Source organism: Streptomyces sp. MAR4 CNX-425 (assembly GCF_048656465.1).
Classification (GTDB): Bacteria; Actinomycetota; Actinomycetes; order Streptomycetales; family Streptomycetaceae; genus Streptomyces.
This window is the reverse complement of the sequence record NZ_JBMDLF010000002.1, coordinates 903,644-925,813: the sequence shown is the minus strand read 5'-3', so window position 1 is coordinate 925,813 and position 22,170 is coordinate 903,644. Positions and strand designations below refer to the sequence as shown.

General features: G+C 76.5%; 19 protein-coding genes. 14 read left to right on the top strand and 5 right to left on the bottom strand.

What is annotated here, in order from left to right; translation table 11 throughout:
- Positions 1–8: 8 nt before the first annotated feature.
- A complete protein-coding gene (locus ACHZ99_RS09195) occupies positions 9–1,871 on the bottom strand; it encodes a 3-hydroxyacyl-CoA dehydrogenase family protein (protein ID WP_420303907.1) in 1,863 nt (620 codons plus the stop codon).
- Between the two features lie 458 nt (positions 1,872–2,329).
- Here ACHZ99_RS09195 and ACHZ99_RS09190 point away from each other — a divergent pair, with 458 nt between their 5' ends.
- Complete coding sequence (locus ACHZ99_RS09190) at positions 2,330–2,941, top strand: HEAT repeat domain-containing protein (RefSeq protein WP_420303906.1); 612 nt, start codon at positions 2,330–2,332, stop codon at positions 2,939–2,941.
- A 104-nt stretch (positions 2,942–3,045) separates the two neighbouring features.
- Here the strand turns inward: ACHZ99_RS09190 and ACHZ99_RS09185 are convergent, their stop codons facing one another.
- Positions 3,046–4,098 (bottom strand): Rv2578c family radical SAM protein, encoded by a 1,053-nt coding sequence (locus tag ACHZ99_RS09185; protein ID WP_420303905.1) that lies wholly within the window; start codon positions 4,096–4,098, stop codon positions 3,046–3,048.
- Positions 4,099–4,421: 323 nt separating this feature from the next.
- Between ACHZ99_RS09185 and ACHZ99_RS09180 the strand changes: the two genes are divergently transcribed.
- From ACHZ99_RS09180 to ACHZ99_RS09160, 5 genes are all read left to right on the top strand, one after another.
- A complete protein-coding gene (locus ACHZ99_RS09180) occupies positions 4,422–6,944 on the top strand; it encodes an MFS transporter (protein WP_420304031.1) in 2,523 nt (840 codons plus the stop codon).
- Between the two features lie 145 nt (positions 6,945–7,089).
- The gene (locus tag ACHZ99_RS09175; RefSeq protein WP_420303904.1) at positions 7,090–7,923 is read left to right on the top strand and encodes a M55 family metallopeptidase; all 834 of its coding nucleotides are present in this window, start codon (positions 7,090–7,092) and stop codon (positions 7,921–7,923) included.
- The gene (locus ACHZ99_RS09170; protein WP_420303903.1) at positions 7,916–9,295 is read left to right on the top strand and encodes a M20/M25/M40 family metallo-hydrolase; all 1,380 of its coding nucleotides are present in this window, start codon (positions 7,916–7,918) and stop codon (positions 9,293–9,295) included. The genes ACHZ99_RS09175 and ACHZ99_RS09170 overlap by 8 nt, the downstream gene beginning before the upstream one ends.
- 104 nt (positions 9,296–9,399) lie before the next feature.
- Positions 9,400–12,417 (top strand): prolyl oligopeptidase family serine peptidase, encoded by a 3,018-nt coding sequence (locus tag ACHZ99_RS09165; protein WP_420303902.1) that lies wholly within the window; start codon positions 9,400–9,402, stop codon positions 12,415–12,417.
- A gap of 50 nt (positions 12,418–12,467) precedes the next feature.
- Positions 12,468–12,980: a DinB family protein gene (locus ACHZ99_RS09160; protein WP_420304030.1), complete on the top strand. Its 513-nt coding sequence runs from the start codon at positions 12,468–12,470 to the stop codon at positions 12,978–12,980.
- Here the strand turns inward: ACHZ99_RS09160 and ACHZ99_RS09155 are convergent.
- Positions 12,967–13,845: a LysR family transcriptional regulator gene (locus ACHZ99_RS09155; RefSeq protein ID WP_420303901.1), complete on the bottom strand. Its 879-nt coding sequence runs from the start codon at positions 13,843–13,845 to the stop codon at positions 12,967–12,969. The two genes, ACHZ99_RS09160 and ACHZ99_RS09155, sit on opposite strands and share 14 nt — an antisense overlap.
- Before the next feature lie 73 nt (positions 13,846–13,918).
- Between ACHZ99_RS09155 and ACHZ99_RS09150 the strand changes: the two genes are divergently transcribed.
- Genes ACHZ99_RS09150 through ACHZ99_RS09135 form a run of 4 tightly spaced genes read left to right on the top strand, consistent with a single transcriptional unit; the run spans position 13,919 to position 16,947 of the window.
- Positions 13,919–15,448, top strand: a complete 1,530-nt coding sequence (locus tag ACHZ99_RS09150; protein WP_420303900.1) for a pyridoxal phosphate-dependent decarboxylase family protein — start codon at positions 13,919–13,921, stop codon at positions 15,446–15,448.
- Positions 15,449–15,458: 10 nt separating this feature from the next.
- Positions 15,459–15,989 carry an endonuclease domain-containing protein gene (locus ACHZ99_RS09145; protein ID WP_420303899.1) on the top strand — a complete coding sequence of 177 codons (531 nt, stop codon included), beginning with the start codon at positions 15,459–15,461 and terminating at the stop codon, positions 15,987–15,989.
- A 7-nt stretch (positions 15,990–15,996) separates the two neighbouring features.
- A complete protein-coding gene (locus ACHZ99_RS09140; protein WP_420303898.1) occupies positions 15,997–16,368 on the top strand; it encodes a glyoxalase superfamily protein in 372 nt (123 codons plus the stop codon).
- Between the two features lie 24 nt (positions 16,369–16,392).
- On the top strand, positions 16,393–16,947 hold the full coding sequence (locus ACHZ99_RS09135; protein WP_420303897.1) for a GNAT family N-acetyltransferase: 555 nt from the start codon (positions 16,393–16,395) through the stop codon (positions 16,945–16,947).
- 3 nt (positions 16,948–16,950) lie between these two features.
- On the opposite strand, the gene ACHZ99_RS09130 is transcribed toward ACHZ99_RS09135, so the two are convergent.
- Positions 16,951–17,298: a VOC family protein gene (locus ACHZ99_RS09130; protein ID WP_420303896.1), complete on the bottom strand. Its 348-nt coding sequence runs from the start codon at positions 17,296–17,298 to the stop codon at positions 16,951–16,953.
- A 106-nt stretch (positions 17,299–17,404) separates the two neighbouring features.
- Entirely contained in the window at positions 17,405–18,205 is an 801-nt protein-coding gene (locus ACHZ99_RS09125) for a methyltransferase domain-containing protein (protein ID WP_420303895.1), read from the bottom strand.
- A gap of 159 nt (positions 18,206–18,364) precedes the next feature.
- Here ACHZ99_RS09125 and ACHZ99_RS09120 point away from each other — a divergent pair, with 159 nt between their 5' ends.
- From ACHZ99_RS09120 to ACHZ99_RS09105, 4 genes are all read left to right on the top strand, one after another.
- Positions 18,365–18,607 (top strand): DUF6158 family protein, encoded by a 243-nt coding sequence (locus tag ACHZ99_RS09120; protein ID WP_420303894.1) that lies wholly within the window; start codon positions 18,365–18,367, stop codon positions 18,605–18,607.
- A gap of 270 nt (positions 18,608–18,877) precedes the next feature.
- Positions 18,878–19,714 (top strand): SigB/SigF/SigG family RNA polymerase sigma factor, encoded by an 837-nt coding sequence (locus ACHZ99_RS09115; RefSeq protein ID WP_420303893.1) that lies wholly within the window; start codon positions 18,878–18,880, stop codon positions 19,712–19,714.
- Between the two features lie 100 nt (positions 19,715–19,814).
- Positions 19,815–21,119, top strand: coding sequence for an aminotransferase class I/II-fold pyridoxal phosphate-dependent enzyme (locus ACHZ99_RS09110; RefSeq protein ID WP_420303892.1), 1,305 nt, complete (start codon positions 19,815–19,817; stop codon positions 21,117–21,119).
- Positions 21,116–22,147, top strand: a complete 1,032-nt coding sequence (locus ACHZ99_RS09105; RefSeq protein ID WP_420303891.1) for an MBL fold metallo-hydrolase — start codon at positions 21,116–21,118, stop codon at positions 22,145–22,147. The genes ACHZ99_RS09110 and ACHZ99_RS09105 overlap by 4 nt, the downstream gene beginning before the upstream one ends.
- Positions 22,148–22,170: the final 23 nt, after the last annotated feature.

The window sequence follows — 22,170 nt, the reverse complement described above, 5'->3', positions numbered from 1 at the left end:
CGGTGCGCTCAGCGCCGGGCGGCGTACTCGCGGAAGCCGCGGCCCGTCTTGCGGCCCAGGCAGCCCGCGGCGACCAGGTGCTCCAGCAGCGGCGCCGGAGCCAGGCCCGGGTCGCGGAACTCGCGGTGCAGCACCCGCTCGATGGCCAGCGAGACGTCCAGGCCGACGACGTCCAGCAGCTCGAACGGGCCCATGGGGTAGCCGCCGCCGAGCTTCATCGCGGCGTCGATGTCGTCGAGCGAGGCGTAGTGCTCCTGGACCATCTTGACCGCGTTGTTCAGGTACGGGAACAGCAGCGCGTTGACGATGAACCCGGCCCGGTCGCCGCAGTCCACCGCGTGCTTGCCGAGCCGGGCGCAGACCTCCCGGACGGTCGCGTGGGCGCCGTCCCCGGTCCGGACCGTGCGCACCACCTCGACGAGCCTCATCACCTGGGCGGGGTTGAAGAAGTGCATCCCGACGACGTCCTCGGGGCGCGAGGTCGCGGCGGCGCAGGCGACGACGGGCAGCGAGGAGGTGGTGGTGGCCAGCACGGCGCCCGGGCGGGCGACCTTGTCGAGGGCGGCGAACAACTGCCGCTTGACCGCCAGGTCCTCGGCGACGGCCTCCACGATCAGGTCGGCGCCGGCCAGCGCGTCGAGGGAGCCGGCGGGGGAGACCCGGGCCAGCGCGGCGTCGCGGCCGGCGGGGGAGAGCCGGCCCTTGCCGACGGACCGGTCCAGCGAGGCGGCGACCCGGGCCTTCGCCGCCGCGGCCTTCTCCTCGCTCCGGGCGGCGAGCACGACCTCGTACCCCGCCCGCGCGCACACCTCCGCGATGCCGCTCGCCATCGTGCCGGAGCCCGCGACGCCCACCGCCCCGACCGGCCGCGGCGTCGCCCCCCGCGCCGCGCCGGCGTCCGGCGCGGCGGCGTCGGGGACGACGGTGCCGCTGCCGGGGGCGTCGTAGGTGTAGAAGCCGCGGCCCGCCTTGCGGCCGGTCAGCCCCGCGGCGGTGAGCTGGCCGAGAACGGGCGCGGGGGCGTGGAGGCGGTCCTGCGAGGCGGCGTACATGGCCTCCAGCACCGTACGGGCGGTGTCGACGCCGATCAGGTCGAGCAGCTCCAGCGGGCCCATGGGCAGGCCGCAGCCGAGCTTCATCGCCGCGTCGATGTCCTCGCGGGTGGCGTACCGCGACTCGTACATCGCCGCCGCCTGGTTGAGATAGCCGAAGAGCAGCCCGTCGGCGATGAACCCCGGCCGGTCGCCCACCGCGACGGGCTCCTTGCCCAGCTCCCGCACCAGCGCGGTGACCCGCGCGACCGCGGGCGGCTCGGTGAGGACGGAGGAGACCACCTCGACCAGCCGCATCGCCTGCACGGGAGCGAAGAAGTGCAGCCCGAGCACGCGCTCGGGGCGGGCGGAGGAGGCGGCGAGCCGGGTGACGGACAGCGCGTTGGTGCCGGTGGCGATGACCGCGTCCGGGCGCACGACGCGGTCGAGTTCGGCGATGACCTGCTGCTTGATCTCGTACGACTCGGGCACCGCCTCGACGACCAGGTCCGCCGCCGCGGCGGCGCGCAGGTCGGGGAAGGTACGCAGCCGGGCCAGCACCCCGGTGCGCTCGCCCTCGGTGAGCCGGCCGCGGGCCACGGCGCGGTCCGTGGCGCGCTCCAGCGCGGCGGCGCAGGCGGTGGCGGCGGCCTCGCTGACGTCGATGCCGACGACCTCGCGGCCGGCGCGGGCCAGCACCTCGCACAGGCCGGTGCCCATGGTGCCGAGGCCGACGACGGCCACGGTGGGGAAGGGGGCCGGGGCAGGCCCGGCGACTCCGGGGGACTCGGGGGAGCCGGGGGACTCGGGGACGGGGCTGCGGTCCTTGCTGCGGTCCATCGCGGGACTCCAGATCGTGACGCGGGAGACGAGGGTCGGGGCCGGCCCGCGCGGGGCGGCGGGGCGCCGCGCACGGCGGCCGGGCCGGGGCCGGGCGGCCCACGGCGGGAACCGCGCGGCGGCGGGGCACGCCGGGGCGGGGCGCGCGGAGGCGGACTCCGCGGCCGGCCCTGTCCCGGGGCCGGGCGTCCCCGCCACGGGCACCCAGGCGCCCGTCGCGCGTGCTGTCAGTTGCCGAACCGACGTCAGCTCTCGGCGGCTGCGTCACCAGACCGCCCGAGCAGGGGTGCTGCTCGTCCCCCGAGCTTAACTCGTGAGTAACCATGGGCGCCAGGGGGAGATTCGGGGAATGTACCCACCAGCCGGGGCACACATGGAGTGAACCCGATCGACGAGGCCGTCGCCGGCCGGTGACGGCACACGTACCCTGAGTGCCCGCGAGGGCAGGGGGGCGAGGCATGGACCAGGAGTATCTGGCGCTCACCGAACGGATCCGCGGCCGGCTGGAGGGCCCGCCGGCGCGGGCGCGGTTCGACCGCATGACCGCGCTCGCCCGGCAGCGGACGACCACCGCCCACGACGAGCTGGCCCGGGTGCTGGAGCAGCCCGGGGAGCCGCTGTGGGCCCGGGAGCTGGCGGCCTTCGTGCTGGGGTCCGCGGGCGACCGGCGGGCGTTCGAGACGCTGGTGCTGCTGCTCAACTACCGCGATCCGGTACGGGCTGAGAGCGCGGCGTGCGCCCTGGCCCGGCTCGGCGACCCGCGCACCGCGCGGGCGGCGGCGGCGCTGGCGACGAACCCGCTGCGCACCGCCTACGCGCTGCACGCCATCCGGCTGCTCGTCCGGCTGCGCGCGCCGGAGTCGGCGCCGGCGCTGATCAGCACGCTGCAACGGCTGGTGCGCGAGCCGCAGCACCACTGGCCGATCGCCACCGCCTGCGTCGAGGGGCTGGGCGAGCTGGGCGACCCGGGCGCGATCCCGGCGCTGTCGGAGGCGCTGGGCTTTCCGCAGCTGTGGCGCGCGGCCACGGCCGCCATCACCCGCATCGGCCCGCGCACGACGTCGCAGTGAGGCGGCGGCCCCGGCGGCGCGGCGCGGACCGCGGGCCCGGCGGGGCGGGGCAGGCGGGCGCGGCGGTGCGGGCCGGCGCCCGGGCGTACGGCCGTGAACGGGGCTCAGAGCAGGGTCAGCTGTGTGTTCTCCGGGCCGTCCGGATCGGCGCCGGGCTCCGGCGCCGGCTCGATGCGGCGCGCGACGCCGGGCGCGGACGGGCCTATGCCCAGCTCGGTCGCGTACTCGTGGACCTGGCGGGTGATCCGGCGCTGGTACCACTTGGGCGCGTACGACCCGCCCGCGTACATCGTGCGGTACCGCCGGACCAGGTGCGGGTGGTGCCGCTCCAGCCAGGCCGTGAACCACTCCCGCGCGCCCGGCCGCAGGTGCAGCACCAGCGGCGTCACGGACGTCGCGCCCGCCCGCGCCACCGCCCGTACCGTGGCGCGCAGCTGCTCCGGGGAGTCGCTGAGGAACGGGATCACCGGGGCCATCAGCACCCCGCAGCCGATGCCGTGCTCCGCGAGGGTGCGGACCACCTCCAGCCGGCGGCGCGGCGCGGGCGTGCCCGGCTCGACGGTCCGCCACAGCTCCTCGTCGAGGAAGCCCACGGAGACCGCGACGCCGACGTTCGTGACCTCGGCCGACTGCTTGAGCAGCGGCAGGTCGCGGAGGATGAGCGTGCCCTTGGTGAGGATCGAGTACGGGTTGGCGGAGTCGCGCAGGGCGGCGAGGATGCCGGGCATCAGCCGGTACCGCCCCTCGGCGCGCTGGTAGCAGTCCACGTTGGTGCCCATGGCGATGTGCTCGCCGCGCCAGCGGCGGCCCGCCAGCTCGCGGCGCAGCAGCTCGGGGGCGTTGACCTTCACCACGATCTGCGAGTCGAAGCCGCGGCCCGTGTCCAGGTCGAGGTAGTCGTGGGTCTTTCTCGCGAAGCAGTACACGCAGGCGTGACTGCATCCCCGGTACGGGTTCACGGTCCAGTCGAAGGCCATCCGCGAGGCGCCCGGCACCCGGTTGACAAGGGAGCGCGCCCGCACCTCGTGGAACGTGATCCCCCGGAACTCCGGGGTGTCGAACGTGCGGGTGACGACCGCCGCCGTGCCGAAGAGCGCGGGCGGCGCGCCCCCCGCACCGCCGTCGGCGGCCTCGTCGGTCAGATTCTCCCAGCGCATCGGTACCTCCCGTGGATCTGCCGCCGACAATAGAACACGCGTTCCCTTCCCGTCGAGTCCCCCGATCGGGTGGTCCCGCCCGGTGCCGGCACCGGGCGGGACCACCCGGCGCCTCTCACCGGTTCGAGTGGTTTCCTCCCGCGCCCGTACGCGCCCTCCCGCGCCCCCGGCTCCGCCGGTCCGGCGCGAAAGCCCCTGATGAGCGGCCGATCGGCGCCCTGGGCAACCGAGTTGGCCCGCCCCACCGCGGCCGTACGGGGGAAGTGAGCGCGTTTGCCCCCGGATCTTGCGCGGTGCGAGAAATGGTCCGGCGCAGGCGGACGATGGGGAGCTGGCAGGTGGGGACGACCCTGGTGAACGACGAGCCGGTCACCGTGCCCGCGGGCGGTCCGGGGGCGGTGCCTTCGGAACCGGCCCGGCCGGCGCGCCCCCCGGGGCGCGGGCGGAAGGCGGCGCGGGCCGGCGAGGGCGGGCCGCCCGCCGGGCCCGGCGCGGCCGGCGGCGACGGCGGCGCGCTGAGCCCCCGGCGCGTACGGCTGGTCTTCGTGGCCCTGATGCTCGCCCTGCTCCTCGCCGCGCTGGAGCAGATGATCGTCGCCACCGCCCTGCCGAAGATCGTCGGCGAGCTGCACGGCCTGGACCGGATGTCCTGGGCGATCACCGCCTACCTGCTCACCGCCACCGTCGGGCTGCCGATCTACGGCAAGCTCGGCGACCTCTTCGGCCGCAAGGGCGTCTTCCAGTTCGCCATCGTCGTGTTCGTCGTCGGCTCCGCGCTGGCCGGCGCCGCCCGCAGCATGGACCAGCTGATCGCGTTCCGCGCGATTCAGGGCATGGGCGCCGGCGGCCTCATGATCGGCGTGCAGGCGATCATCGCCGACATCGTCCCGCCCCGCGAACGCGGCCGTTACATGGGCCTGATCGGCGCCGCCTTCGGCCTGGCCTCCGTCGCCGGACCGCTGCTCGGCGGGTTCTTCACCGACGAGCTGTCCTGGCGCTGGTGCTTCTACTTCAACGTGCCCTTCGGCCTGGCCACGCTGCTGGTGACCAGCCTGGTGCTGAAGCTGCCGAAACCCACCGCCCGGCCCCGTCTCGACGTCCTCGGCGCGCTGCTCCTCGCCGCCTCCTCCACCTGCCTGGTGCTGCTCACCAGCTGGGGCGGCCTGGAGTACGCCTGGACCTCCGACGTCATCCTCGGGCTCGCCGCCGGCGCCGTCGGCGCCGCCGTGCTGCTGCTCGTCATCGAGTACGTCGCCGTCGAACCCGTGCTGCCGCTGCGGCTGTTCCGCGACAGCGTCTTCAACGTCACCTCCGTCGTCGGTGTGGTGATCGGGGTCGCGCTCTTCGGCGCGGCCAGCTACCTGCCGACCTTCCTGCAGATGGTCGACGGCGCCACCGCCACCGAGTCGGGGCTGCTGATGCTGCCGATGATGGGCGGCGTCGTCGTCGCCTCCATCGTCTCCGGCCAGCTCATCAGCCGTACCGGCCGCTACCGCCGCTACCCGGTGCTCGGCTGCGCGCTGGCCGCCGTCGGCATGTGGCTGCTCTCCCGCCTCGACGAGGACACCTCGCAGCTGTCGTACAGCGTGTGGATGGCCGTCCTCGGCGTCGGCACCGGCCTCGTCCTGCCCGTGCTCATCCTCGCCGTGCAGAACGCGGTACGCCCCGCGGACCTGGGCGTCGCCACCAGCGCGCACAACTACTTCCGGCAGATGGGCGGTTCGGTCGGCGCGGCCGTCTTCGGCACCGTCTTCTTCGACCGGCTCGCCGGCGAGCTGGCCGGCACCCTGCCCCCGGCACCCCCGGGCACCGAGCTGCCGGACGCGGAGTCGATCACCCCGGAGGCCGTCCACGCGCTCGACGCCGAGCTGCGCGACGGCTACGTCCGCGCCTACGCCGAGGCCATGCCGGGCATCTTCCTCTACCTGGTGCCCGTGCTCCTCCTCGGCCTCCTGTTCGCCTTCCTCCTGAAGGAGAGACCACTGGTGTCCCAGAACCTTCCGGGGCCGGGCCCCGCCGCGGACGAGTACCCTGCGGGCGGCCCCGCGGTGCCCGCGGCCCGCGCCGCCGCACCCGCGGGCGGCGGCGCCGGCGTGCCCGTGTGCGGCAGCGTGCAGCACCAGGACGGCACCACCGTGCCGCGCGCGGCCCTCACGCTCATCGACGGCACCGGCCGCCAGGTCGGGCGCGACGCCAGCCGCGAGGACGGCCGGTACGTGCTGCCCACGCCGGGCTCCGGCTCGTACGTCCTGGTGGCCGCGGCCGGCGGGCACCAGCCGCAGGCCGTCACCGTCACCGTCGGGGACCGGCCGGTCGAGCTGGACCTCGTGCTGGGCGGCGCCGGCCGCGTCTGCGGCACCGTCGCGGCGGCCGACGGGACGACGCTGGGGAACGTCGTGGTGACGCTCGCCGACGCGCGCGGGGAGGTCGTCGCGTCCGCGCGCAGCGCCCACGACGGCGCGTACGCCATCGGCGAGCTGGTCGCCGGCGAGTACACCCTCGCGGCCACCGCCCCCGGCTTCCGGCCCGCCGCGCTGCCGGTCTCCGTGCAGCCGGCGCGCGAGACCCGGCAGGACATCGAGCTGGCCGGCGGGGCGGTGCTGCGCGGCACGGTCCGGGCGTACGGCGGCCGGCCGGTGGAGGACGCCCGGGTGACGCTGCTGGACGCGGCCGGCAACGTCGTCGACACCGGCACCACGGGCCCGGACGGCGCGTTCCGCTTCGTCGACCTGTCCGCGGGCGAGTACACCGTCATCGCCGCCGGGTACCCGCCGGTGGCCACGGTGCTGCGCGTCGAGGGCGGCGGGCGCACGGAGCGGGACCTCCAGCTGGGGCACGGCGACTAGGTGCCGCCGCCCGGGCGGCGTAGAGCCGGAAACGACCTCGAAGTGGCTGGTCGCAAGCGGTTCCGGGGCAGTTGATGTGGTCTAGACCTCTGTACGTATCCACAGGGGTTTCACCGCTTCTTCCGACCGCGTACCGTGGCTCGGCATGAAGGTCTTGATCAGCGCCGACATGGAGGGGGCCACCGGCGTCACGTGGCCCGCCGACGTGCTTCCCGGCGGCCCGCAGTGGGAGCGCTGCCGGCCCATGTTCACATCCGACGTCAACGCCGCCATCGAGGGCTTCTTCGCCGGCGGCGCGGACGAGGTGCTGGTCAACGAGGCGCACTGGACCATGCGCAACCTGCTGCTGGAGCGGCTCGACGACCGGGCCCAGATGCTCACCGGGCGGCACAAGTCGCTGTCCATGGTCGAGGGCGTCCAGCGCGGCGACGTCGACGGCATCGCCTTCGTCGGCTACCACACGGGCGCGGGCGCCGAGGGCGTCCTCGCGCACACCTACCTGGCGAACTCGATCACCGGCGTCTGGCTCAACGGCGTACGGGCCAGCGAGGGCCTGCTCAACGCGCACGTGGTCGCCGAGTTCGGGGTCCCCGTCGTGCTCGTCACCGGCGACGACAAGACCGTCGAGGACGCCAAGGGGTACGCGCCCGCGGCCCCCGGCGTCGCCGTCAAGGACTACGTCTCGCGGTACGCCGCGGTGTGCCGCACCCCGGCCCGTACCGCCGCCGACATCCGGGCGGCGGCCACCGAGGCCGCGGCGCTCGCGGTGCGGACCGAGCCGGTGCGCGGCGGGCCGTTCACGGTGGAGCTGGAGTTCGACGCGGAGCACCTGGCGGGCGCCGCCACGGTCGTGCCGGGCGTGGCGCCGGCCGGCGAGCGGCGCGTGGCGTACACGACCGAGACCATGTACGACGGCATCCGCTGCTTCAAGGCGGTCACCACGCTCGTCTCGGCCGCCGTGGAGGAGCAGTATGGCTGACCCGACCGCCACCGCCCCGGCCACCGCCCCGGCCGCCCCGGGCGGCGGCCCCGACGACGCGGCGCTGGACGAGGTGGTGCGCCTCACCTCCGACCTGATCCGCATCGACACCACCAACCACGGCGGCGGCGACGGCGTCGAGCGCCAGGCCGCGGAGTACGTCGCCGAGCGCCTCGCCGACGCCGGCATCGAGCCCACCCTGCTGGAGAAGGCCCCCGACCGGACGAACGTGGTGGCCCGCATCGAGGGCACCGACCGCGGCGCCGACGCGCTGCTCGTCCACGGCCACCTCGACGTGGTGCCCGCCGAGCCCGCCGACTGGAGCGTGCACCCGTTCTCCGGCGAGGTGCGCGACGGCGTGGTCTGGGGCCGCGGCGCCATCGACATGAAGAACATGGACGCGATGGTCCTCTCGGTCGTACGGGCCTGGGCGCGCGCCGGCGTCCGCCCCCGCCGCGACATCGTCCTCGCCTTCACCGCCGACGAGGAGGCCAGCGCCGAGTACGGCTCCGGCTTCCTCGCCGAGGAGCACGCCGCGCTCTTCGACGGCTGCACCGAGGGCATCAGCGAGTCCGGGGCCTTCACCTTCCACGCCGGCGACGGCCTCCGCCTGTACCCGGTCGCGGCCGGCGAGCGCGGCACGGCCTGGCTGCGGCTGACCGCCCGCGGCCGCGCCGGCCACGGCTCCAAGGCCAACGCCGACAACGCCGTGTCGCGCCTCGCCGCCGCCGTCGGCCGGATCGGCGAGCACCGCTGGCCCGTCCGGCTCACCCCGACCGTCCGCGCGGCCCTCGTCGAGACCGCCGCGGTCCACGGCGTCGAGGTCGCGCCCGAGCAGCTGGACGACCCCGGCTTCGACGTCGACGCGCTGCTCGCCGGGCTCGGCCCGGCCGCCGCCCTGATCGCGCCCACCGTGCGCAACAGCTCCAACCCCACGGTCCTTGAGGCGGGCTACAAGGTGAACGTCATCCCGGGCAGCGCCACCGCCCAGGTCGACGGCCGGATGGTGGCCGGCGGCGAGGAGGAGTTCGCGCGCACGCTCGACGAGCTGACGGGACCGCACGTCGACTGGGAGTTCAGCCACCGCGAGGTGCCGCTGACCGCCCCCGTCGACGCCCCGGTCTACGCCGCCATGCGCGCCTCCCTCCAGCGCTTCGACCCCGACGCGCACGTCGTGCCGTACTGCATGTCCGGCGGCACCGACGCCAAGCAGTTCTCCCGCCTCGGCGTCGTCGGCTACGGCTTCTCGCCGCTGAAGCTCCCCGCCGGCTTCGACTACCAGCAGCTGTTCCACGGCGTCGACGAGCGGGTCCCGGTGGACGCGCTGCACTTCGGCGTGCGCGTGCTGGACGACTTCCTCAGGAGGGCCTGACGGCACACCCCGCCCCGACCCCGCGCGGAAGCGGGCAACGACCAGCGAGCCCGCCGGTGCGCCCGCCGGCCCCCGACCACCAGCCGAAAGAGACGACGCCGCCCGTGACCACCGCCCCGTACGGCACCTGGCCCTCCCCCCTCACCGCCGCCCTCGCCGCGAGCCACGACGGCCGCCCGGAGTATCTGGACGCCGTCGGCGACGAGGTGTGGTGGACCGCCCCGCGGCCGCGGGAGGCCGGGCGGCGGGCGCTGGTACGGCTGCGGCCGGACGGCGCCGAGGAGTCGGTGCTGCCGCCGCCGTGGAACGTGCGCAGCCGGGTCATCGAGTACGGCGGCCGCCCCTGGGCGGGCGTGCCGCGCCCCGCCGGCGGCCCGCTGATCGTCTTCGTCCACTTCGCCGACCAGCGGCTGTACGCGTACGAGCCCGACGGCGGCGGTGACCCCCGCCCGCTCACGCCCCTGTCCGCGACCGGGCCCGACGGCGGCGGCGGGCTGCGCTGGTGCGACCCCGTCCTGCTGCCCGAGCGCGGCGAGGTGTGGTGCGTGCTGGAGGAGTTCACCGGCCCGGCCCCCACCGACGTGCGCCGCGTGCTCGCCGCCGTGCCGCTGGACGGCTCGGCCGCCGCCGACCGGGCCGCGGTGCGCGAGCTGACCGACGACCGGCACCGCTTCGTCACCGGCCCGCGCCTCTCGCCGGACGGCCGGCAGGCCGCCTGGATCGCCTGGGACCACCCGCGGATGCCCTGGGACGGCACGGAGCTGCGCGTCGCCGACGTCACCGGCGACGGCCGGCTGGCCGGCGTCACCACGGTGCTCGGCGCCCAGACCGGCTCCGAGGCGGAGTCCGTCGCGCAGGCCGAGTGGCTGCCGGACGGCACGCTCGTCGCCGCGACCGACCGCAGCGGCTGGTGGAACCTGCACCGGGTCGACCCCGCCACGGCCGTGACGAGCGCGCTGTGCCCGCTGCCCGAGGAGTTCGCCGGCGCGCTGTGGAAGGTCGGGCTGCGCTGGTTCGCCGTCCTCGGCAGCGGCCTCGTCGCCACCCTGCACGGCACCGGCGGCGCCCGCCTCGGCGTCCTCGACCCCGCCACCGGCGAGCTGGCCGACGTGCCGGGCCCCTGGTCGAGCTGGTCCGCGGCCCTCGCCGTCGCCGGCGAGCGGGTCTTCGGCCTGGCCGCGAGCCCCGTCACCGGGTCGGAGGTCGTCGAGCTGGACACGGCCACCGGCCACGCCCGCGTCGCCGGCAACGCCCACGCGGACGCCGTCGACCCGGCGTATCTGCCGGAGCCCGTCTCCCGTACGTTCACCGGACCCGGCGGCCGGGAGGTGCACGCCCACGTCTACCCGCCGCGGCACCCGGAGCTCACCGGCCCCGAGGACGAGCTGCCGCCGTACGTGATCTGGGCGCACGGCGGCCCCACCGGGCACGTACCGCTCGTGCTCGACCTGGAGATCGCCTACTTCACCTCCCGCGGCATCGGCGTCGCCGAGGTCAACTACGGCGGCTCCACCGGCTACGGCCGCGCCTACCGCGAGCGGCTGCGCGAGCAGTGGGGCGTGGTGGACGTCGAGGACTGCGCGGCCGTCGCCCGCGCGCTCGCCGACGAGGGCACCGCCGACCCCGCCCGGCTGGCGATCCGCGGCGGCAGCGCCGGCGGCTGGACGACCGCCGCGTCCCTCACCTCGCCGCTCGCCGACGGGCTGTACGCGTGCGGCACGGTCATCTACCCCATCCTCGACCTGGCCGGCTGGGCCACGGACGAGACGCACGACTTCGAGTCGCGCTACCTGGAGTCGCTGGTCGGCCCGCTCGCCGAGGTGCCCGAGCGGTACCACGACCGCTCCCCGGTCCACCACGCGGACCGGATCACCGCGCCGTTCCTGCTGCTCCAGGGGCTTGACGACGTGATCTGCCCGCCCGTGCAGTGCGAACGGTTCCTGGAGGCGGTCGCCGGCCGGGGCGTGCCGCACGCGTACCTCACCTTCGAGGGCGAGGGCCACGGCTTCCGGCGCGCCGACACGCTGACCCGGGCGCTGGAGGCCGAGCTGTCGCTGTACGCGCAGACGTTCGGCTTCGCGGCGCCGGACGTGCCCGTCGTCGACCTGGGCGCGCCCGTGGCCCCGGCGGCGGCCGGCACCGCCGCCCCGGCCGGCGCCGCCGGGGCCGCCGTCCACTCCGGTGCCGCCGCCTCCGCCGTCGCGCTCACCCGCCCCCGCCGGCTGCGCGCCGGCGACCGGGTCGCCGTCGTCGCCCCCAGCGGCGGGTTCCCGCGCAAGGAGCTGGACACCGGCGTGGACGTGCTGCGCGGCTGGGGCCTCGACGTCGTCGTGTACCCCAGTGCCTACGGCGCGCACGACCGGCTGTCCTACCTCGCCGCCGACGACGCCGCCCGCGCCCGCGACTTCGAGCGCGCCTGGTGCGACCCGGAGGTCGCCGCCGTCTTCTCCGGCCGCGGCGGCTACGGCGCCCATCGCATGCTCGACCACGTCGACTGGGCCGCGCTGCGCGCCGCCGGACCGAAGGTCTACGTCGGCTTCAGCGACGCCACCGCCCTGCACGAGGCCGTCGCCACCCGCCTCGGCGTGGCCACCCTGCACGGCCCGATGCCCGCCTGGCCCCCCTTCGCCGGCGACGACGCCACCCGCGAGCACCTGCGCCGCACGCTCTTCGAGCCGGCCGCCGTGCAGCGGCTGACCAGCCCCGGCGCCCGCGCCCTCGTCCCCGGCCGGGCCCGCGGCGTGACCCTCGGCGGCTGCGTCAGCCTGCTGGCCGCCGGCCTCGGCGGCCCCGGCGCCCGCGCCGGCGCCGCCGGCGGCCTCCTGCTGATCGAGGACGTCGAGGAGGAGGACTACCGCCTCGACCGCATCCTCACCCAGCTCCGCCGCACCGGCTGGCTGACCGGCGTCGCCGGCGTCGTCTGCGGCACCTGGGCGGACTGCGGCCCGTACGAGGACGTCCGCGCCGTGCTCGCCGACCGGCTCGGCGACCTCGGCGTGCCGGTGCTGGAGGGGCTGGACTTCGGCCACGGCGTCCCCGCTCTCACCGTGCCGCTCGGCGTCCCCGCCGTCCTCGACGCGGACGCCGGCACCCTGACCCTCGACACCCCGGGACTCGCATGAAACGCCTCGCCCGCAGAGTCGCTTCCGCGCCGCCGCCCGGCCGGCCGCGGATGCCGGTCGACGACCCCGCGCCGGGCGCCCGCACGGACCCGCGCGAGCTGCTGGACACCTACCTCGACCACTACCGCGCCGAGGTGCTGCGCAAGCTGGACGGCCTGGCCGAGGAGGAGCTGCGCTCCAGCCGGGTGGCCTCCGGCTGGACGCCGCTGGAGCTGCTGGTCCACCTCACGTGGGTGGAGCGCCGCTGGTTCGAGTGGGGCTTCGCCGCGCGCCCGCTGCCGGACCCGTGGGGCGACCGCGGCCCGGACGACCGCTGGACGGTCCCGGCCGGCGTTCCCACCGCCGAGCTGAAGGACGCGTTCCGCACGGCCTGCGCCCGCTCCCGGGAGATCGTCGCCGGCGTCCCGCTGGACCGCGCGGCCGCCGTCGGCGGACGCTTCGCGACCGCCGCCGAGGCCCCGTCGCTGGCGCTGATCCTCTTCCACATGCTCCAGGAGTACGCGCGCCACGTCGGCCATCTCGACATCGCCCGGGAGCTGGCCGACGGCGTCACCGGCGAGTGACCAGGAGCGCCGCGCGCAGCGCCCGTACGGGGGCGGTGCCGGCGTCCTCCGCCCGGTGGGCCAGGGCGAGGGTCAGCTCCCAGCGCGGCAGGTCGGCGACGGGCAGTTCGACCAGCGCGCCCGCGGCCAGGTCCGGTCCGACCGTCGAGCGGGTCAGCACCCCGACGTGGCTGCCGCGGCGCGCCAGGCCCGCGACGGTCTCGGCGGGCGAGACGGGGTAGAGCCGGGTGGCCGGCACGGGCGCCGTGCGCAGCAGGTCGAGGAAGCGCGCCGCGCCGTCGCCCCAGGTCGTACAGGCCACCGGGTGCGCCGCCAGGTCCCGGATCCGCAGCGGGCCGCCGGTGTCCAGCGCGTGCCCCGGGCGCGCGACGCACACCACCGGGTCGGTGAGGAACGGCTCCACGGCCAGCGTGTGCGGGTAGGGGCCCGGCACCACGAACCCGACGTCGACGGTGTGGTCGTCCAGGCCGCGCACCACCTCCTCGCTGTGCGCGTCCGTGCAGGAGACCTCCACGTCCAGCGGCGCGAGCGCGTCGAGCACCCGCGGCACCACGCCGGGCGCGAACGTGGCGTGCAGGGCGACCCGCACCCGCGGCCGGCCGCGCTCGGCCCGTACCGCCGCGACCGCCTCCTCGGCGAGCGCCAGGCACCGCTCCGCGTACGGCAGCAGCCGCTCGCCGGCCGCGGTGAGCCGCACGCCCCGGCCGCCGCGCACGAACACCGGGCGGCCGAGGTCGCGTTCGAGCCGGGCCATCCGCTCGCTGACGGCCGGCTGGCTCAGCCGCAGCCGCGCCGCGCCCCGGCCGAAGCTGCCCGCCGCGGCCACCGACCGGAACACCCGCAGATCCTCCAACGAGACAGCCATAGCAAAACCCTATGGCAGACCATCGGAAAGTGGCCCCTTCCCCGCTGCCCGGCCGGTTGTGATGATCGGCCCCATGCACGTGTCCATGGACGACGACGACCTCACCGCGGCGGCGCTCGCCGCCGAACACCTGCGCCTCGGCGCCGCCGCGACGCGCCTCGTCGCCGACTACGCCGCCCGCCTCGACACGCTCCCCGTCTGCTCCGCCGCCACCGCGGCCGACCTGTGCCGGCGCTTCGCCGGGCCGCTGCCGGAACGCGGGGCGGACCCGGTGGAGCTGCTCGACGCGCTCGCCCGCGACGCCGTCGCCGACGCCACGCACATCTCCAGCCCCCGCTACTTCGGGCTGTTCAACCCGGCGCCGCTACCGGTCGCCGTCTGGACCGACGCGCTGTGCTCCGCGCTCAACCAGAACGCCGCCGCCTGGCGGCAGTCGCCGACCGCGACCGCGCTGGAGGAGCAGGTGCTGCGCTGGCTGTGCGACCTGCTCGGCTACGGCGACGGCGCGTCCGGCACGCTCACCAGCGGCGGGTCCGAGGCGAACCTGATCGCGCTGAAGTGCGCGCGGGACGCCGCGGCCGGCGCCGCCGCCACCGCCGGGCTCGGCGGTGCGCCCCTGCGCGTGTACGCGTCGGAGCAGGCCCACTTCTCGCTGGTCAAGGGCGTGGACGTGCTCGGGGTCGGCCGGGACAACCTGCGCCGCGTCGGCACCGACGCGCGCTTCCGCGTCCGGGTCGCCGAGCTGCGCGCCGCCGTCGAGCGGGACCTCGCCGCGGGCCTGCGGCCGGCCTGTGTCGTCGGGGTCGCGGGCACCACGTCCACCGGGGCCGTCGACCCGCTGGAGGACCTCGCCGAGGTGGCGGCGGAGTACGGGCTGTGGTTCCACGTCGACGCGGCGTACGGCGGCGCGCTGGCCTTCTCACCGGAGCACCGCGGGCTGCTGCGGGGCGTGGCGCGGGCGGACTCGGCGACGCTGGACCCGCACAAGTGGATGTTCGTGCCGTTCTCCTGCGGCGCGCTGCTGACCTGCGACGGCGCGCGGGTGCTGCGGGACGCGTTCGACACCTCGCCGGAGTACCTCGACGACCGGCGGGGCCACGACCGGCGGGACGACGACGGGCCGGTGGCGGAGGGCGGCCCCGGCGACGGCCCGACCGACTTCTTCCGCCTCGGCCAGCTCGGCACCCGGCGCGCCAACGCCTTCAAGCTGTGGGCCGCGCTCGCCGGCCTCGGCCGGGACGGCTACCGGCGGATCGTCGAGCGGCAGGTGGACCTGACCCGGTACCTCGCCGCGGAACTCGCCGCCGCGGACGACTTCGAGCCGGTCGGCGACGTGCAGACCGCGGTGTGCTGCGTGCGCTACCTCCCGCGCGCCGTGCGCGGGGCGCCGGCCGGCACGCTCGACGCGTTGCAGCGCGCGCTCCAGCAGCGCGTCGAGCGCGGCGGGCAGGCGTGGGTGGCGACCACCGTGCTGGACGGCCGGCGGGCGCTGCGGATCAACGTCAACGGGTTCCTCACCCGCCGCGCGCACGTGGCCGAACTGGTCGCGCTGCTGCGGGCACAGGGGCCGCGGGCGGCGGCCGATGTCGGTGCCGGGCCGTAGCGTTGCGCCCATGAGCAGCATGCCGCCGCCGCACCGCGAGGTCCCCGCCTGTCACGAGTGGACGCCGCCCGGCGCGCCTGCCGCGGCGCCTGCCGCCGGGCCGGGCGGGGCGCTCGCGGCGATACGGGGCTGGCAGGCCGGGCGGTGCGCGGTCTGCGGGCTGCGGCCGGTCCGGCTCGTCATCGACCACCACCACGTCTCCGGGCTGGTCCGCGGGCTGCTCTGCGACTCGTGCAACGTCGCCGAGGGCCGCCGCACGTCGTCCTACGCCGAGCCCTACGCCTCGTACCGCCGCCGTCCGCCCGCGGTGATCGTCGGCCTCACCGAGCGCTACCCGCACTGGCGCCCCAACGCCTACCACTACGTCCTCGGCGACCCGCCCGACGACCCCGCGCTGGCCGCCCGCGTCCTGGACCACCTCATACGCCACCCGCCCCGGCGCCCCGCCGGCCGCCCGGTCGAGATCCCCGGGCTGCCCGGCCACTACCTGGTGGGCGACGAGATGCGCCGTCTCGCCGAGCGGCTGGCGGCGCAGGCATAGTGGAGGCATGACTGTCCTCTTCCGGCGCACGGTCCCGGTCCTCCGCATCTTCGACATCGCGAAGGCCCGCGAGTTCTACCTCGACTACCTGGGCTTCACGGTCGACTGGGAGCACCGGTTCTCCGACGGGTTCCCGCTGTACATGCAGGTGTCCCGCGGCGGGCTGACGCTCCACCTGAGCGAGCACCACGGCGACGCCAGCCCCGGCGGCACCGTCTACGTCGAGGTCGACGGCGCGGGCGAACTGCACGCGGAACTCAAGGCCAAGGACTACCCGTACCTCAAGCCCGGGCTGGAGGAGGACGCCGGGATCGGCACGATCCTGGAGCTGACCGACCCCTTCGGCAACCGGCTGCGGCTCGTCCAGCCGCACCCCTGAGGGCCCGGGGCGTACACTCGCCCGGTGCCCGAGAACGACGTCATCGCGGCCGGCGCGCGTGCCGTGATCCGCGCTCCGCACGCCGCCGACGAGGAGGAGTTCCTCGCCCGCGTCCGCGACAGCGCCGCGCTCCACCGCCCGTGGCTGACCCCGCCCGCCACCCCCGCCGACTTCCGCGCCTATCTGGAGCGGATCGCCGAGCCGCAGGCCGAGGGGTTCCTCGTCTGCGAGCGGGAGTCCGGCGCCCTCGCCGGTTTCGTCAACATCAACGCCATCGTCCGCGGCGCCCTGCTCTCCGGCGCCCTCGGCTACGGCGCCTTCGTCCCGTACGCCGGCCGCGGCCTCATGTCCGAGGGCATCGGCCTCGTCGTCCGCCACGCCTTCGACGGCCTCGGCCTGCACCGCCTGGAGATCAACGTCCAGCCGGGCAACGCCGCCTCCATCGCGCTGGCCAAGCGCGCGGGCTTCCGCCTGGAGGGCTTCTCGCCCGGCTTCCTGTTCGTCGGCGGCGCCTGGCGCGACCACGAACGCTGGGCCCTGACCGCCGACATGCCCGGCGGCCCGGGCGCGGCGCCGTAGCGGTCAGCCGCGGCGGTCGACGTACTCGAAGATGCTGCCGTCGGGGTGGCGGGCCACCAGGCTGCGCCCGATCGGGGTCTCCGAGGGGCCCGCGACGATCTCGGCGCCGACCGCCCGGAGCGTCGCGTACGCCTCGGCCACGTCCTTGACCGCCAGCGTCGCCATGATTCTGCGCAGCACGTCGAGCGTCTGCGGCGGGCCGGACATCAGCAGGAAGCAGCCGACCGCGGCGACGGAGACGCCTCCCTGCGCGAAGCGCTGGGCCTCTTCGCCGGTCAGCCTCTCGTACGTGGCGACGGCGGACTCCAGGTCGTCCACGCAGATGCGCAGTGAGGTACCGAGGATTTCCATGGGGAGAGTCTAGGGGCGGCGAAGACGCGCCGGGGGCCGGGCCGTTGGGGCGGATCCGGGGCCGGGGCGGCCGGCCGCGGGTGAGCGCGCCGGGCGGGCCGCGGCCTCACGGCACCCGGCAGAGCACCTCGCCGTGGAGCACCGCGAACCAGGCGTCCGGCGACCCGCCCCACTCCCGCCAGCCGGCCGCGAACCGCCGCAGCGCCGCCGCGTCCGCGTGCCCGCCGTCGACCGCGAGGCGGGCGTACGACGACGCCACCGTGCGGTCCGCCCACAGCTCGCTCCACCACGCGCGCTCCTGCGCGGACGCGTAGCACCACGCGCTCGCCGACGCCGTGACATCCGCGAACCCGGCCGCGCGCGCCCACGCCGGCAGCCGCCGCCCCCCTTCCGGTTCGCCGCCCGAGGCGCGGGCGATCCGGAGGTAGGTGTCCAGCCAGTCATCGAGCGCGGGCACGTCGGGGTACCAGCTCATCGCGGGGAAGTCGGCGTCCCGCGCGGCGACGAGCCCGCCGGGGCGGCACACCCGGCGCATCTCGGCCAGCGCCCGCACCGGGTCCGCGAGGTGCTGGAGGACCTGGTGGGCGTGGACCACGTCGAACGAGTCGTCCGGGAAGTCCAGCGCCTCGGCGTCGGCGACGGCGAACTCCACGTTCGTCACCCCCCGTTCCGCCGCCACCGCGCGCGCCTCCGCCAGGATCCCCGGCTGCGCGTCCACGGCGGTCACCCGGCCGCGCGGCACGAGGGCGGCGAGGTCGGCGGTGATCGTGCCGGGTCCGCAGCCGAGGTCGAGGACGTGCATCTCCGGGCGCAGTTCGCCGGTCAGGTACGCCGCGGAGTTGGCGGCCGTGCGCCAGCGGTGGGAGCGCAGCACCGAGTCGTGGTGCCCGTGCGTGTATACGGTCATGGCCGGCAGCGTAGCCACGATCTCGTATGACGAGAAGTATCGTCTCGCTATGTGGGCGCCTGGCGGGGCCCGATGCCTGATCCCGCGCCGCCCGGGTAGCAGCCGGGCCGGGATTGCCCGATCCTGGAGACGGAGACAGCCGGCGAAGGAGAGCCCCAGATGGGCGAAAGCGACCGGCGCCGGGGCGGCATCGCCCCCGCGCAGCTGAGTGACCAGCAGCTGATCAAGGAGCTGGAGACCATCCACCGCACCCGTCACGACACGCTGCTGCACGGCTCGGCGGCGGCGCTGGCCGTGCACAACACCCGCATGGCACAGCTGGAGGGCGAGTACCTGAGCCGGCACCCCGAGCGGTCGGTCGCGTTCGGCCGCACCCGCGAGGGCGCGCGCGAACGCGGCTGAGGCGCCCGGGGCCGCGCGCCACCGCGGGACCGCGGCGACGCGGCGTACGGACCGCGGAAAAGCAGATACGGCCCGGCCGTCCCGTTTGCATCGCCCGGCGGCGGGCAAGCGGACCGACGTGCTTCGGAGCAGAGGCACGCCGCGGGAGCAACCGGCATTCCAGCCGCCGCCGCTTCCGGCCCCGCGTGCGGTCCGCAGCGCCGAGTTTCCGGCCGCGCGGCGTCTCCCGTGAGAACTGAACGTCTGCAAGCCCGCCCGAGGGAGGCCCCCGTGGCGCATGTCCGGGCAAGGAACAGGACGAGAAGGCACCCCCACGACGACGCCCCCGACACCTCCGCGGAGTTCCGCCGGCTCGCCGGGATGCCGGAAGGACCCGAACGGAAGGCCCTGCGGCAGGAGGTGGTACGCGCCTGGATGCCGATGGCGGAACGGCTGGCCCGCCAGTTCAGAAACCGGGGCGAGGCCCTGGAGGACCTCGAACAGGTCGCGCACCTCGGCCTGGTGCAGGCCGTCGCGCGGTACGACCCGGAGCGCGGCAGCGCCTTCGAGAGCTTCGCCGTGCCGACGATCGTCGGCGAGCTGAAGCGGCACTTCCGCGACCACATGTGGGGCGTGCACGTGCCCCGCCGGGTCCAGGAGCTGCGCAACCGCGTCCGCACCGCGAGCATGTCGCTGGCCGCCACGGCCGACGACCGGCTCCCGCCGACGGCGGACATCGCCGAGGCCGCCGGGCTGACCGAGGACGAGGTGCGTACGGGCCTGGCGGCCCTGGAGAGCTACGCCACCCTGTCGCTCGACGCCGCCCTCACCGGCGCCGGGGACGGCTACTCGCTCGCCGACACCGTCGGCGGCACCGAGCCCGCCTTCGATCAGGCCGTGGACCGCGAGGCCGTGCGGCCGCATCTGGAAGGGCTCCCGGACCGCGAACGCGAGATCCTCTATCTGCGGTTCTTCCGCGACATGACGCAGAGCAGCATCGCCGAGCGGCTGGGCATCTCGCAGATGCACGTCTCCCGGCTGATCAGCCGCACCTGCGAGCGGGTCTGCGAGCGGGTGGAGGCCGACCGCGCCGCCGGCACGGCGCGCGGGGCCGGCCCCGTCACCTGACCAGGCGCACCGCACCGCCCCGGCGGCCCCGGTCTGGGACAGTGGGACTGTTCGCACTCTGGTGAACGTCCGACGGGCGAGTCACGGCGGGAGGTGGCGTATGCACCGGGCCGTCCCCGACGCCGCCCTGCCGCCCCCCGCCGAACTCGTCGACCGCTTCGCCGGCGCCGCCACCGCCGCCCCGGGACCGCCCGGCGGCGGGCCCGCGCTGCGCGCCGCCGCCGCGGGCTACTGGCGCCGCCGCGGCCTGGCCACCGACCCCGGGCAGACCGCCGCCGCCCCCGGCGGCGCCGCGCTGCTGCTCGCGCTGCTCGCCGCGGCCGGCGGCGAGGTGCTGCTGCCCCGCCCCTCGGCGTCCTGGTACGCGGCCCAGCCGGTGATCCTCGGCCGCGCCGTGCACCGCGTGCCCACCACCGCGGAGTCCGGCGGCGCGCCCGACCCGATCGCCCTGCTGGAGACCGTGCGCCGGGTACGGGCCGAGGGCGGCGACCCGCGGCTGCTGGTCCTCTCCGTCGCCGACGACCCCACCGGCACGGTGCCGCCGCCGGAACTGGTGCACGAGGCGTGCGAGGCGGCGGCGGGGGCGGGACTGCTCGTCGTCAGCGACGAGACATACCGCGACGCGCTCCACGACCCGCACGCCACCGTGCTCGTCAGCCCCGCCGAGATGCTCCCCGACGCCGTCGTCGTCCTCGCCGACCTCGGCGGCACCCTCACCCCGCCCGGCTGGCCCGCCGCCGTCGCCCGCTTCCCCGCCACCCGCGCGGGCGCCGCGCTGCGCGCCGAGGTGCTGGCGGTGCTCGGCACCGCCGTCCCGCCGCTGCCGCCGCCGGTCGGGGCGGCCGCCGCGGCGGCGCTCGCCGAGCCGCCCGCCGTCACCGGCCGGCTGGCCGCGGGCGTCCGGCTGCACGCGGCGCTGACCGTGGCGGTACGGGACGTGCTGACCGGCGCCGGCGCGCTGGTCCGTCCGCCGCAGGCCGGCTACCAGGTGTACGCGGACCTCGAAGCCCTGCGGCAGGATCTCGCCCGCGGCGGCGTTGTGGACGCCGTGGACCTGGAGTCCGCCGTCGTCCGCGCTCTCGGCCCGGGCGCCCGCGCCGGCGCGGTGGGCGGCGCGCACCGCTTCGGCGACGACCTGACCGCGCTGCGGCTGCGGGTGGCGACGGGGCCGCTCCTCGGCGACGCCGGCGGCGCGCACGCCGCCGCGCTGGCCTCCGCGCACGCCCGCCCGCCCGCCGCCGCGACCCTCCTGACCCCCGCCGCCCCGGCCGTCCCGGAGACCCCGGGAGCCCCGGGGCCTTCGGAGCCCCCGGGGCAGCCGGAGCCCACCCGATGGCCGCAGGTGGCGGAGGCGCTGCGAGCCCTCGGATCGGCCATCACCGAGCTGACAGGAGCCCGACGTTGACCAGCCAGTCCGAGCGGACGGGAGCGGCCGGCCCCGCCGCACCGGCCGAGCGCCCCGCGGCCGAACCGCGCCCCCTCGGCGAGATCCGCCGCTGGCCGCGGTCCTTCACCGACCGTCTCACCGCCCCCCTCCCCGGCCTCGGCATGCTCGCCCGGCTGGCCCGCACCGGCCAGTTCCGCCCCACCCCCGAGGCCCTGGAGGAGATCCCCGAGCTGCCCTTCGAACCCGGCCCGCCCCCCGCCGCGGGACCCGGCACCGTCGCCGTCACCTGGGCCGGGCACGCCAGCTGGGTGCTGCGCATCGGCGGCCTGACCGTGCTCACCGACCCGCTGTGGTCCCGGCGGATCCTCGGCACCCCCGCCCGCGTCACCCCCGTCGGCGTGCGGTGGGAGGACCTGCCGCCCGTCGACGCCGTCGTCGTCTCCCACAACCACTACGACCACCTCGACCGCCCCACCCTCAGGCGACTGCCGCGCACCACCCCGCTGTTCGTCCCCGCCGGCCTCGGCCGCTGGTGCCGCCGCCGCGGCTTCACCCTCGTCACCGAGCTGGACTGGTGGGAGGCCGCGGAGCTGCCCGCGCCCGGCGGCCCCGTGCGCTTCGACTTCGTACCGGCGCACCACTGGAGCAAGCGCACGCTCACCGACACCTGCCGCTCGCTCTGGGGCGGCTGGGTCCTCACCGACGGCGCGGGCCGGCGGGTCTACTTCGCCGGCGACACCGGCTACGGCCACTTCTTCGAGGAGATCGGCCGCCGCCACCCCGGCATCGCCCTCGCGCTGCTGCCCATCGGCGCGTACTCGCCGCGCTGGATGCTGGGCCCGGTGCACATGGACCCCGAGGAGGCCGTACGCGCCTGCGCGGACGTGGGCGCGCGGCGGCTGGCGCCGATGCACTACGGCACGTTCCTGCTGGCGGCGGAGCCGCCGCTGGAGCCGCTCACCCGGGTGCGGGCGGCGTGGGCGCGGACGGGCCGGCCGCGGGCGGAGCTGTGGGACCTGCCGGTGGGGGCGTCGCGGGTGCTGTGACGGCGGTACGGGCTTCAGGGCGC